Source organism: Campylobacter coli, from assembly GCA_039516895.1.
GTDB lineage: Bacteria > Campylobacterota > Campylobacteria > Campylobacterales > Campylobacteraceae > Campylobacter_D > Campylobacter_D coli_B.
In genome coordinates, this window is sequence record CP154437.1 from 1,022,363 (window position 1) to 1,034,547 (window position 12,185).

A 12,185-nucleotide genomic window follows, 5' to 3' on the forward strand; every position below is an offset into this window, starting at 1 on the left:
TTAATTTAAAATACCTGCATTAGGACTAGGATTTAGAATTTTATGTAAATCATTATCATCTAAAGAAATGCCAAAATACTGCATAAAATGCTTCTTGTAAATTTCCTCTATATTGATATCTTTAAAAGCACTAGGATAATTTTTTTGCGCCATAAACATTAAAGTAGGTGCCAAATCAAGACTTGGAGCAAAAGGACGATAGGTGGCTAAAGGCAATTTGTAAACACGCCCTTCTTTAACCGCTTTCATATTTTTCCATTCTTTATTTTGCAACAAATCTTCTGGCATTAAAGGGGTAAAGTTTGAAATATAGATTACATCTGGATCGCTTTTGTAAATCTCCTCTATATTGATTTTATTTCCTAAGATTTCTCCTAAAGGATTTTCAGCTCCACTTTTTGTAATCAAATAATGGCTAAAAACTCCAGATAAAATACTGCCTTTATCTATCTGGCGAATAATAATCGCTTTAATCCTATGTTCTCCAACACGCGAAGCTATAAAATTTTCTACTTGCGTAATCTCATCTAGTAATTTCTTATTGTTTTGTTGTATAGAAAAATACTTCTCTAAAGAAACAAGCCAATGTTCTAATGTTTTTTTAGAATTATAATTATCCACATTTGTAGTTAACTCAACAACATTTAAGCCTGCTTTTCTTAGTGCACTGCAAAGCTTTATATTTGCAACACCACATATATAAATATCTGCGTTTATTGCTATTAACTCTTCCAAATTTTCACTATTTCCAACTTTGGCTTGTTTATATTCTTGATGATATTTTGAAGCCAAAGAGTTCTCCATGGCATTAAAAGAGGCCTTTGGCATATATACAATTTTAGCATCCGTCCAAAAAGCCACCACAGAAGCAAGAGGCCAAAGTCCTCCTATAATGGCCACTCTTTGTTCACCATAAACGCAACTCACCATCACAAAAAACATTACAACCATCTTATGAATCATTATCTAAATCCTTGTAAAATCAATAATTATTTTTATAGATAGAAAACATCTTCTACTTATGCCGAATATCTTCCTCAACCCAAGATATAAATTTTTCTAAAAAGGGGATAGTAATGGGCATAAATCCCTGTCCAATATGATAATCTGGATCTAAAGAAGTAACATACATATTTCCTTTAAAACTTGTAGCATCTTTATACAAAATACTCCTACCTAATTCATCTACTATAATTTTTTCGCAACCTTCTTTTATATTGTAAAATCCATGATAATGCCATTTGCACTCTTTGATATCTAAAAATTGCCAAATATTGTTGTTTTTATCGTATTGATACAAAGGTAAATCAGCCCCCTTGTGTATCCACCACCAAAAATTTACTTGTGTTTCTTCAAAATCAATATATGGCAAATAATCCGCCTTTACATCCCCAAAACTAACAATATGTCCTCCATTTTTCAGATACTCTAAAAATTTATCTTTATTTTGAAGTAAAAATCCTACATTTAACCTAGAAGCAATTACAATATAATCATAAACCATCAAATCTATAGCTTTTAATTCCGGAAGATAAATTCTTTCTTGAAACATATCGCCAAACTTTCCATTATTTACCTTGAAAAAATTTTGATTATGAAATGCACCACCAGTTATAATTGCTCGCTTCATTTTATCCCCTTTGGCTTGCCATTTTTAATTATTTTGCTAAGCCATAGCAAAAAATTAAACCCTATTCTCTTTGCTGTGCTTTGTTCAAATAAGCCATAATTAAACAAATCTGCACCCGCTGTGCTTACTATAACCCCGCTAGTAGTATCATAATCAATATAAGCGACACACTGATTAAAATTGTCTTTCAAGACTATTTCTGATTTTTTTGGTGGCTCAAAATATCCTCTAGTAAAAAAACCACACACTCCTCTTCTATAAGTAATATCATAATCTTTAACCCCACGAGTGATTTCATGCCCATTCGTCTGTATCACTCTATCCTTGATAGGATATTTACTCTCCTTATAAAGCATATTTCCTGGCAACCATTCTAAAAAATTGGCAGCAAAGCTAATAAAAATTCCACCTCTATCTAAAAAATCTTCTATTTTATGCCTGTATTTATATAATAAAATTTGATCAATTCCTGTTTCAACTAGCACAACCCTATAATCTTTAAATGCACAATCTTTAATAAATTCTTTATAGGCGTCAACCTTAAAAAAAATACCATCATAATAATCATCATTATTAATTTTTGCCATATCGAAATTGTTTTGCGTATCAAGAATTAAAATACCGCCTTCTTTTTTCAAGAAATTAAACTCTTCTTGGCATAAAGAAAAATCAATCATTAAAGCATTCCTTTATTATTTAATAATAAGAATGATTATTATATTTAAAAAAAATAAAAACTAAATAAAACCTTTATACCGATAAGAATTCTATTAATTAGCTTATTGTTTAATCAATTAACTTCATATAAAATTAAATTATAAATAGAAAAAATATTATAAAATTTTTTATATTATTTAAAAACAATAACTATAAGCTTTATCAAAATAAAAGTTTTATAAAACTTATAAAAATATAAATTTATATAGCTTGAAATTTTTGTTGCGGCATAAAATCATAAAGGTAATTATTTACAAATACTTGATCCAAGTTATGGAGAATATATCAGTTCTAAAAGAGAATTTTATAGTGTTTGGGATAGATACAATAAAGGTGGATTTGCTTTAGTTGTTAATCCTAAAAAACAACTCAAAGATTACAAACTCAATTTACCCAAATCTTTAAATTTTGAAATAGAACATTTTGGATTTTAATATCGCAATTAAGCAATATTAATTTCTTTTTATTTACTTCCTAAACCCTAGTCTGTCCTATAAGATTATTTAATCTATCCATTATAGAATTAACATAAGAATTTATACTTTCACTGCTTGCTTTCCAGCCATTAGCTTTTGCTTGATTAAGCTCTCTTTCAAACCAAGCTCCACCACCATAACCTATGTGATTTTGCCATTTAATTCCTTTTTCCATTGCATATATATCTGCATCAAGCCAACCCTCTTGTGCATAGCCTTTTAATAAACTTGCAAAATCAACCTTACCTGTCATAATGTCATCTAAGGAAGCTAATGATCCATCAAAGCTTTCTTTAGCCATAGCTTCTTTGTGAGATTTAACTATAGGATTCATTGTGGTATTGCCACCTTTTAAAACATCAGCACCCGTTGATTTTAAAAAACTCATAAATAAAGCTTCTTTAGAATAACTTCCATCTTCATTTTGTGGATAAACTGACATATCAGGATTAAAAGTATATTTGTTTGATGTATTTTGAGTTTGCATACTTTGTGGAGTGAAATTTAATGGTTGCAAGCCTGTATTAATATGTCCTAATATTCCTAATTGTTCTATTTCATTGTATTGTTCTTGGGTGTTGTAATAATTTGTTATAGTTTTGCTTTCCAAATTTAAAGGTGAAGCAAAATCAAAATCTCCTACTGACATACTTACACCCTTAGGTAAACTATTTAAATCTACTTCGGTAAAACTTGTTTTATTCGCATTGTTAAAAGTGTGATTTAATATCTCATCAAATTTGTTATAATATTGTTTTATGGTATTTGCCATATCTATATTAGAATAATAACTGCTTACTCCTAAATAATTAGCTGTATGAGCATTAAAATCTGTATTATACCTCTCTATCTCATCTAAAGTAGATTTATGTATCTTAAAATCTTCAGGTAATCCTGCGGCTTTATTAAAATCTTCTCCCATATAACCATCTTTATCTACACTATAACCATAAGCTGTATTGGTAGAAGTGCTTATATCTGCTTGTTTGAATTTTAAAGTATAAATAGAGTTTTTAAATTCACTTGATATATCATAATTAGGAGAACTTGTCTTGCTACTTATACTAAAATTAGTGTTATTGCTAGTATTTGTTGTATTAGTAGAATTTAATACTTCACTTCTTGCTAGAGTTTGTGAATTTTCACTTTGAATTTCATTTAACTTACTAGCATTTTGTTTTAAAAAAGCATTAGCAAAACTTATTTTAGAATTTTCTTTACTTTCTTTATTAGCTTTTGCTTGTGAAAGTATAGAACCATAGTTTGAGTTATCATTGATGCTAAAGATACTCATATTAATTCCTTGATTTAGATTTTTCTATTTTTTTATATAGATAAATAAGTTTTTAACCTACTTATCCATAACCCTTAAACCCTAGTTTGTCCTATAAGATTATTTAATCTATCCATTATAGATCCAACATAAGAATTTATACTTTCACTACTTGCTTTCCAGCCATTAGCAAGAGCTTGTTTAATCTCAGCGTCTAAAGCCCAATTGCCTAAAGCTTGCTTAGGAGACATGCCCTTTTCATACATATAAAGCTCTCCAGCTATACGACCTCTATCAAGTTCATATTTTAATAAACTTGCAAAATCAACCTTACCTGTCATGATATCAGTCAAATCAACGCTAGTGGTTGAAAAACTCTCCTTAGCCATAGCCCTATTGTAAGCTTCTACTTTTGGATTAAGTGTAGTTTTTGGACTCTCAACGGGTTGTCCATTTTGAGCTTTTAAAAAACTCATAAATAAATCTTCTTTAGTATAAGTTCCATCTTCATTTTTTGGATAAAATGACATATCAGGTTTAAAATCACATTCATATTTAGCTTGAGAAACATTTTTTATTTCTTCTAAGGATAAACCTAAGGTTTCAGGTTTTAAACCATTAATCATATTTCCAGAATCAGCCCAAAGATCATCAGCTTTCTCTGCTTGTTCTGATGTTTGATAGACATTTGAAACTAAAGCTCCAGAAAAGTCTGTTAAATGAGTAATATTCATTCTATTATTTGGATCATTAAAATTCATACATTTATCTCCACCTACAGCATATCCACTAGGCATAGAATTTATATCTGCTTCACTAAAACTTGTTTTATCACTTGGAAAGCTTTGGCTTAAAGCATTAGAAAAAAGATTGTAGTATTGTTTTATGGTTTCAGCCATATCTATATTAGAATAATATTTATCTACACCTAGATATTCTCTTATATCAGAAACATTATATTCAGCCACTCTCTCTATCTCATCCAAAGTAGATTTATGTATCTTAAAATCTTCAGGAAGTCCCGCAGCTTTGTTAAAATCACTTCCCATATAACCATCTTTATCTACACTATAACCATAGGCTGTATCAGTGCTTAAATCTACTTGTTTATATTTTAAAGTATAAATAGAGTTTTTAAATTCACTTGATATATCATAATTAGGAGAACTTGTTTTAGAAAAATAATTAGATATATTAGTGGAATTTGAACTATTGTTTAATACTTCACTTCTTGCTAGAGTTTGTGAATTTGCACTTTGAATTTCATTTAATTTACTAGCATTTTGTTTTAAAAAAGCATTAGCAAAACTTATTTTAGAATTTTCTTTACTTTCTTTATTAGCTTTTGCTTGTGAAAGTATAGAACCATAGTTTGAGTTATCATTGATGCTAAGGATACTCATATTAATTCCTTGATTTAGATTTTTCTATTTTTTTATATAGATAAACAAGTTTTTAAACCTACTTATCCATAACCCTTAAACCCTAGTTTGTCCTATAAGATTATTTAATCTATCCATTATAGATCCAACATAAGAATTGATACTTTCACTGCTTGCTTTCCAGCCATTAGCTTTTGCTTGATTAAGCTCTCTTTCAAACCAAGCTCCACCACCATAACCTATGTGATTTTGCCATTTAATTCCTTTTTCCATTGCATATATACCTGCATCAAGCCAACCCTCTTGTGCATAGCCTTTTAATAAACTTGCAAAATCAACCTTACCTGTCATAATGTCATCTAAGGAAGCTAATGATCCATCAAAGCTTTCTTTAGCCATAGCTTCTCTAAAAGATTGGATTATGGGGTTAATTTTAGTATCACCACCTGCTAAAACTTCTGCACCACCAGAGGATTTTAAAAAACTCATAAATAAAGCTTCTTTAGAATAACTTCCATCTTCATTTTTTGGATAAAATGACATATCAGGATTAAAAGTATCTCTTGCACTGTCTTGATCTAAATTTTGAGTTTGCATACTTTGAGGAGTAAAATTTAATGGCTGCAATCCCACGTTAATATGTGCAATCGTTCCTAATTGTTCCATTTCATCGTATTGTTCTTGGGTATTGTAATAATTTGTTATGGTTTTATCTTCCAAACGATAAGGTATTTCTAAATTTTTATTATTTAAACTATATCCTTTAGGCAAACTATTTAAATCTGCTTCACTAAAACTTGTTTTATTGGTATCGTTAAAAGTATGATTAATAATATCATTGAATTTATCATAGTATTGCTTGATAGTATTTGCCATATCTATATTATCATAATATTTATCCACACCTAGATATTCTTTTGTTTTTGTATCATAAAAGTTATTCTCAGCTACTCTCTCTATCTCATCTAAAGTAGACTTATGTATTTTAAAATCTTCAGGCAATCCTGCAGCTTTGTTAAAATCACTTCCCATATAGCCATCTTTATCTACACTATAACCATAAGCTGTATCAGTGCTTAAATCTGCTTGTTTATATTTTAGAGTATAAATAGAGTTTTTAAATTCACTTGATATATCATAATTAGGAGAATTTGTCTTACTACTTATACTAAAATTAGTATTATTGCTAGTATTTGTTGTATTAGTAGAATTTAATACTTCACTTCTTGCTAGAGTTTGTGAATTTGCATTTTGAATTTCATTTAATTTACTAGCATTTTGTTTTAAAAAAGCATTAGCAAAACTTATTTTAGAATTTTCTTTACTTTCTTTATTAGCTTTTGCTTGTGAAAGTATAGAACCATAGTTTGAGTTATCATTGATGCTAAAGATACTCATATTAATTCCTTGATTTAGATTTTTCTGCCTTCAACCTAAATATATTAAAATCATACAAGCAAAATTTGTTCCACTTTGGATAAGTGGAACGAGGAAATAGTTTAGTATTGATTTTTAAAATCTTTTAAAACATCATAAGCAGGACTTCCATTCCAAGCCCAAATATCACGAAGAGTTCCTGTGCTTTTTTCATAACTTTGTAAATAATAATCTTTTTGATTATTTACATAGCGAATTTTACCAAGAACTATTCTTCCAGAATCAATCCCTATTTTTTGTGCAGTAGCCTCTTCGCCATGCCATCCGCCCTCTGTAGCTACATAAGCATAACTTGGAATAGCCCCATGAAAATCATAACTTGGATCTCTATAAAAATAAGTTCCACCCTTAACCTCTTTCATCTCATCAAGGCTAAGAACTTTAACACCTGCACTATTATCACTAATTGCTCCATTACTGACTTTAGCAAGAATATCTTCTGCAAAAGCAGAACTTGCGAATAAAGCACCTAAAGCTACAACACTCAATAGTTTTTTAAACATTTTAGCTCCTTGTTTTAAAATGTAATATAATTCATTTTATCATAATAAATGCCCTAAATCAAATTTAACAAAGTATCTATGTTATAGATATTTGAAAAATAGATATAATGATTTTATGGTATTTGTGAAAGTTTTTTATTTTTTAAAAAAATGTATAAAATTGTAATAAAGCTAATCTAAAATATAAACAAATAATTTTTTATATTGTATTACAATTTAACTCAATTAATCTTGCAATGGACAAGTGTTAGGAATAATGAGATTGAAAGAGATGAGTAAATTATAGAGAACAATGATATCAAAATATAGTAATTTAAAGATAAATAAAGAATGATGTAAAGTAAGAAAATAAGAATAATAAAAGTATATTGCATTTAAATATATTTTGTACTACAATTATTGTATTAATTTTTTTATGTCTATAAATTTTAAGGATGATTTATATAATGCATAAACATAAGTTAAATATAGATGAGCAAATACAATATATGCAAAATCTAGGTATAAAATTTGTTCTTATTGATAAAGAAAAAGCAAAAAAATTTTTAAGTGAAAGCAATTATTTTTTTAAAATTAAAGTTTTTGCAAAAAATTATGATAAAGATCAACATAATAAATATATACGATTAGATTTTGCATATCTAAGGGAAATAAGTATTATAGATACTTTATTAAGAGATATTATATTAGAATTATGTTTAACTTGTGAACATTTGCTTAAAACACAAATTAATACCCATTGTAGCAATGATGAAAATCAAGATGGATATAAAATAGTTAAAGACTTTTTATCGTCTAATAAAGAACCTTCAGCTCTTATGTTATACAAAAAGCAAAGAAAGTGTAACATATATCAAAAAAAATTATATAGAAAAGTATTATATAGAAAATAATGGAAAATGGGAAAATCATTTTGCCTTATGGAATTTTATTGAGATATTGACTTTTTCAGAGTTCGTTAAATTTTATCAATTTTATTGCAATATAACAAAAATGCAAAGCTGTAGTTTTGTTGATCAAATAAGCAAATTAAGAAATGCTTCAGCTCACAATTTTTGTATTTTAAACAATCTTAGATCTTATGAAAATTTTTCCTTTAAACCAACAAAACATTTGCAAACCAAAATGAGAAAGTTATCAATTGTTAGTAAAAATAAAAAATTAACATATTTAGAAAATCCACTTATACATGATTGTATATGTTTATTATTTCTTATAAAAGAGTTATGCCCACCAAAAATGCTAAAAAAGATTAAAAAGAAATTATTTGATTTTATAAAGCGTTCTAGAAAAAAGAAGCAATATTTTATTGATAATCAGCATATTGTATCAAGCTTTAACTTTATGATTAAGTCACTTTTAAGAATAATTTAATTACAATTTTAACATAGAACAAAAAAATGGGATCCATTTTTAGCGAGAATAGTTGCAAGACTATTCTTTTGTTTTTATTTATATACTTTTTAAAATCAGCTACAGCAAAGAAAACAAAGAATAATATATTTAATGCCGAGATTACAGATAATAAACAAACTTAAAGAGATGGATTATGTCTGTTAATGATAAAAATAAAAAAGCATTTAGTTATAAAAATAAAGATAGAAAAAACAGGAAATTTTTAAATAAAAATTTTAATAAGTCATCAAGCTACAAGACTAATTTTTCAGGGTCATTATTTGCGAATACATCTTTTATTGCTACAAAGTTTAAATTTTGTAGTTTTTATGGAGCAAAATTTGAATCTTGTCTATTTAAAGGAACATTGTTTAGAAAATGTAATTTGATAAATGCAATTTTCAAAAATTGCATTATTAAAGCTTCTAATTTTGATAGATCTAAAATAAAAGATTGCAAATTTTATGATTGTAAAATATTAAGTAATTCTAAAGATTTTAAAATAATTCCTGAAAATAATTTAATAAATACAATAATTTTACAAAATTCTCCAAAAATTAGTTTATTTGATCCTAAATTGGTTGAAATTGTTGAAAACTTGAGGAGTAATGCATATATAAGAAAGTCTCAAACTTTGCATAGAAAAAAAGGTTTATTGGACACTGTCTCGCTTAAAATATTAGTATGTCAATATGGTGAACAATTTTTAATTGATAATTTGCCAAAACTTCCTTCATTAATTTCTAATGATTTTCATACTTTAAGTTATATTCAAAAAATATTAAATGATTTAAAAATATGATATAATACTCTACCTCGGTCCTCTAGTTTTCACATGCAACCGATCACTAAGTAAATGTTGGTCTACGGACGGAAAGCGAGGAAAAAACATTTATAATTAAAAAATTAGTGGAGGTGTTGCCTATGGTAATGGATTTAATGACAATAATTTCCTTTGTGATTTTAATAAGTTATAAGGTTTTGAGTTGTTTTGGTTTTGCATGTGAAAATGGGATAATATATTTAATATTTTCATCTAAAAACAATTTTGTTGTTTAGTTTCATTATTCCTATTTAGATTTTTTAAAATCTTTGCAGATTTTGGCACAAAATCACTTTTGTAGTTTTTTGCTTACTCATTTTTTCTATTTCTTCCATAACAATGCGATTATCTTCTCTTAATGCCTCTAAATAATCCTTTCTTTTGTATTTTGGAGTGTTATCTCCTGTAATGCTTTTTAGCTCCACAATTTCTTTTTCAAGATTTTCTATCTTATTTTTATTGAGTTGAGTAAATTTTTCTAAGTCATTATAAAAATTGTTTAATCTCTTTACAAAACCACCAAAATTTACATAACTTTCCAATTTAAAAAAAGTTTTTTCATCTCTTTTATAAATCAAATTTTCAGGCTCCATTATTGTTTTACCATCAGTAGTACTCACATAAAAATTAAGAGTGTTTAAATCTGTTCTTTCTCCACTTACAAGCAATCCTTTAAACTCCAAAACCTTATATTCTTTTTGATAGTCATCAGCTATGGTTTTAACAATCTTTTCAAAATTTCTTTCAAGTTCTGCTTGTCTGCTTTTGTTTAGATCACTCGTATCATTTTTAAAGACAATGAAATCTTTTGTATAAACATGTGATTAAAGAAACTCTATGCGAATATTGTCCAAACAGCCTATGGTTCATAACACAAAACGAACTCAAATGCTTTTGCACATCAATGCACTCAATCAGTTACAGCAAGGAGAGCGAGGACGATCCGATAATATCTTGCGATGGACAAGTGCTAGGAATAATGAGATTAAAAGAGATGGATAATTTATAAAAGAAAGGAATAAAATATAAAGAATATACTAAAAATTTGGAACGCTCCTTGCTTAATTTTTCAAAGCAATATTTTAAAAGGTAAAAAATGAAAAAAATTATTCTTATTTTGGCAGTTTTAAGTGGTTGTCTTTTTGCTAGTGATGAGTTAAATATAGACAATTTGTTTAAAAAGCAAATAGGCTTAAGAAGCATTACAAGTTTATCCTTGCTTAGCACAGGAAATCCTCACTCTTATTACATTTATCCAAATATTGGAGTAAATGGAGATTTAAATGTTTGGAATGATACAAAGCAACTTTATTTGAATCAAACTTTTATTTATACGCTTACACCTAATTTCGATTTACTTATTTCAGGCGGTGGAAATTATGCAAGACAAGAGTATAACAATATTATTTCAGGTGCTTTTACAAGCAAAAATACTTTAAATTTTGATTCTTTATGGATAGGCTTTATTTATACAGGAGAAAGCATTGCTGACTTTGTTCCGCAGATTAAATTTCAAACAGCGATCATTCAAAGAGAAAAAACAGTTTTGCAAACTAAAAACTTTTATTTTCAATCCCAAAACCTAGAGGCAAGTTTAAGAGGATATAGCGATCCAGTGGTATATAGTATTTATACAGGATTTGGTTATAATGCCCAAAGAAAATTTAAAATCGCAAAAATAGATTATGGCAATAGTATTTACTTTGGTGGAAATTTATCTATAATTTTAAGCCCTAAAATTACTTTGGATTTAGGAGCAGAACAAAGATTTCAAACCGAACAAAAAATCAATGGTGTAAAAAATTCAGAAATCAGATCAATTCCTACAATTAGTGGCGGTTCTACTTATAGCATAAATCAAGATACTGCTGTTTCAGTCAGTGCAAGTCTAGGTGGAAGCTCTGCTGCTCCTGATGCAATTTTTGGTATCAATCTATGGAAAAAATTCTAAAAATAGCATTAATGGTTGCTCTTTTGCCTTTGTTTTTAAAGGCAGAATTTGTAGTCAAATCTTATGCTGAAATCAAAAATGAAAAAGTTGTAAGGCAAAATTATGAAGAATCTTGTGGTGCTGCTTCTTTGGCTACGCTTATTAATACACTTGATGATAATAATTTAACAGAATTAGATTTATTAAAAACCATGAGTGGACAAAAACTTTATACAGATATGGTAAGCTTTGCGGATTTAAATGATGCAGTAAAAAAGCTTGGCTATGAAAGCAAATCTTATAAAGTCGATAGAAAGATTTTAGAAAATATTATATCTGTCCCTATTTTAGTTAAAATTGAAGATGATCCACGCTTTCCACATTTTGTAGTGATTATAAATCATAAAGGTAATTATTTGCAAATACTTGATCCAAGTTATGGGGAATATATCAGTTCTAAAAGAGAATTTTATAGTGTTTGGGATAGATACAATAAAGGTGGATTTGCTTTAGTTGTTAATCCTAAAAAACAACTCAAAGATTACAAACTCAATTTACCCAAATCTTTAAATTTTGAAATAAAACATTTTGGATTTTAATATCGCAATTAAGCGATATT

9 protein-coding genes and 5 pseudogenes are annotated in these 12,185 nt (G+C 27.7%); 6 read left to right on the top strand and 8 right to left on the bottom strand.

The genetic code is table 11. The annotated features are described in order from the left end of the window. The 3 genes from AAID94_05190 to AAID94_05200 are packed head-to-tail and all read right to left on the bottom strand — an operon-like array spanning position 1 to position 2,307. On the bottom strand, positions 1-963 hold the full coding sequence (locus AAID94_05190; protein ID XAK23245.1) for an ABC transporter substrate-binding protein: 963 nt from the start codon (positions 961-963) through the stop codon (positions 1-3). 52 nt (positions 964-1,015) lie between these two features. Beyond that, positions 1,016-1,630 (bottom strand): hypothetical protein, encoded by a 615-nt coding sequence (locus AAID94_05195; protein XAK23246.1) that lies wholly within the window; start codon positions 1,628-1,630, stop codon positions 1,016-1,018. Continuing rightward, positions 1,627-2,307, bottom strand: a complete 681-nt coding sequence (locus AAID94_05200) for a hypothetical protein (protein XAK23247.1) — start codon at positions 2,305-2,307, stop codon at positions 1,627-1,629. Before AAID94_05200 ends, AAID94_05195 begins: the two co-directional genes overlap by 4 nt. Before the next feature lie 273 nt (positions 2,308-2,580). Here AAID94_05200 and AAID94_05205 point away from each other — a divergent pair. Then, positions 2,581-2,781, top strand: a pseudogene (locus tag AAID94_05205) (peptidase C39). Positions 2,782-2,821: 40 nt separating this feature from the next. Here the strand turns inward: AAID94_05205 and AAID94_05210 are convergent. The 4 genes and pseudogenes from AAID94_05210 to AAID94_05225 all read right to left on the bottom strand — a co-directional run bounded on the left by AAID94_05210 (position 2,822) and on the right by AAID94_05225 (position 7,418). Continuing rightward, positions 2,822-4,098: pseudogene (locus tag AAID94_05210) on the bottom strand (hypothetical protein). 93 nt (positions 4,099-4,191) lie between these two features. Beyond that, positions 4,192-5,499, bottom strand: a complete 1,308-nt coding sequence (locus tag AAID94_05215; protein XAK23248.1) for a hypothetical protein — start codon at positions 5,497-5,499, stop codon at positions 4,192-4,194. Positions 5,500-5,574: 75 nt separating this feature from the next. Then, a pseudogene (locus tag AAID94_05220) lies at positions 5,575-6,857 on the bottom strand (hypothetical protein). A 120-nt stretch (positions 6,858-6,977) separates the two neighbouring features. Further along, the gene (locus AAID94_05225) at positions 6,978-7,418 is read right to left on the bottom strand and encodes a hypothetical protein (protein XAK23249.1); all 441 of its coding nucleotides are present in this window, start codon (positions 7,416-7,418) and stop codon (positions 6,978-6,980) included. Between the two features lie 446 nt (positions 7,419-7,864). Here AAID94_05225 and AAID94_05230 point away from each other — a divergent pair, with 446 nt between their 5' ends. Next, positions 7,865-8,311 carry an Abi family protein gene (locus AAID94_05230; protein ID XAK23250.1) on the top strand — a complete coding sequence of 149 codons (447 nt, stop codon included), beginning with the start codon at positions 7,865-7,867 and terminating at the stop codon, positions 8,309-8,311. 656 nt (positions 8,312-8,967) lie between these two features. After that, positions 8,968-9,615: a pentapeptide repeat-containing protein gene (locus tag AAID94_05235; protein XAK23251.1), complete on the top strand. Its 648-nt coding sequence runs from the start codon at positions 8,968-8,970 to the stop codon at positions 9,613-9,615. A gap of 234 nt (positions 9,616-9,849) precedes the next feature. Here AAID94_05235 and AAID94_05240 read toward each other — a convergent pair. Then, positions 9,850-10,445 (bottom strand): annotated as a pseudogene (locus AAID94_05240) (helicase). Positions 10,446-10,464: 19 nt separating this feature from the next. On the opposite strand from AAID94_05240, the pseudogene AAID94_05245 reads away from it, so the two are divergent. The 3 genes and pseudogenes from AAID94_05245 (at position 10,465) to AAID94_05255 (ending at position 12,165) form a co-directional block, all read left to right on the top strand. Beyond that, positions 10,465-10,638, top strand: a pseudogene (locus AAID94_05245) (spore coat protein CotH). 94 nt (positions 10,639-10,732) lie between these two features. Further along, positions 10,733-11,587 (top strand): hypothetical protein, encoded by an 855-nt coding sequence (locus AAID94_05250; GenBank protein ID XAK23252.1) that lies wholly within the window; start codon positions 10,733-10,735, stop codon positions 11,585-11,587. Continuing rightward, positions 11,572-12,165 carry a cysteine peptidase family C39 domain-containing protein gene (locus AAID94_05255; protein XAK23253.1) on the top strand — a complete coding sequence of 198 codons (594 nt, stop codon included), beginning with the start codon at positions 11,572-11,574 and terminating at the stop codon, positions 12,163-12,165. The genes AAID94_05250 and AAID94_05255 overlap by 16 nt, the downstream gene beginning before the upstream one ends. Positions 12,166-12,185 lie beyond the last annotated feature (20 nt).

Coding starts and splice junctions, on each gene's coding strand:
- AAID94_05195 (XAK23246.1), bottom strand. CDS start 1,630: ATGAAGCGAGCAATTATAACTGGTGGTGCATTTCATAATCAAAATTTT.
- AAID94_05190 (XAK23245.1), bottom strand. CDS start 963: ATGATTCATAAGATGGTTGTAATGTTTTTTGTGATGGTGAGTTGCGTT.
- AAID94_05235 (XAK23251.1), top strand. CDS start 8,968: ATGTCTGTTAATGATAAAAATAAAAAAGCATTTAGTTATAAAAATAAA.
- AAID94_05255 (XAK23253.1), top strand. CDS start 11,572: ATGGAAAAAATTCTAAAAATAGCATTAATGGTTGCTCTTTTGCCTTTG.
- AAID94_05200 (XAK23247.1), bottom strand. CDS start 2,307: ATGATTGATTTTTCTTTATGCCAAGAAGAGTTTAATTTCTTGAAAAAA.
- AAID94_05250 (XAK23252.1), top strand. CDS start 10,733: ATGAAAAAAATTATTCTTATTTTGGCAGTTTTAAGTGGTTGTCTTTTT.
- AAID94_05225 (XAK23249.1), bottom strand. CDS start 7,418: ATGTTTAAAAAACTATTGAGTGTTGTAGCTTTAGGTGCTTTATTCGCA.
- AAID94_05215 (XAK23248.1), bottom strand. CDS start 5,499: ATGAGTATCCTTAGCATCAATGATAACTCAAACTATGGTTCTATACTT.
- AAID94_05230 (XAK23250.1), top strand. CDS start 7,865: ATGCATAAACATAAGTTAAATATAGATGAGCAAATACAATATATGCAA.